Genomic DNA, 396 nt, shown 5'->3' with positions numbered 1-396 from the left:
AATTTTTCAGCAATGGTTTTTCTTATAAAAGCGTGCATTTCCTGCGCCTGTTCGGGAGAAGCAGTTTCTCCTGTGCCTATAGCCCAAACAGGTTCGTAAGCGATCACCACTTTCTTCCAGTGTGCTTCAGAAACCTGGAAAATTCCTTTTCCCAGTTGTGATTTCACCACCTCAAAATGGCGTTCGGCCATTCGTTCATTTAGTTCCTCTCCGCAGCAGAAGATCACTTCCATATCATTTTCAAGAGCTGCATTCACTTTTTTTGCCAACACCTCATCGGTTTCCCTGAAGATCGCCCGGCGTTCGCTATGGCCAATAATAACGGTCTTTACTCCAATGCTGGTGAGCATCCGGGCTGATACCTCGCCGGTAAAAGCACCTTCACTGTTTTCATTC

General features: G+C 46.2%; 1 protein-coding gene. It reads right to left on the bottom strand.

The genetic code is table 11. The annotated features are described in order from the left end of the window. On the bottom strand, positions 1–396 hold a 396-nt coding region (locus HC175_RS19890; RefSeq protein WP_168139822.1), incomplete at both ends, for a triose-phosphate isomerase family protein.

The organism is Salinimicrobium oceani (assembly GCF_012037645.1).
The sequence above is the reverse complement of the archived record's forward strand: the minus strand, read 5'-3'. Positions and strand labels throughout refer to the sequence as shown.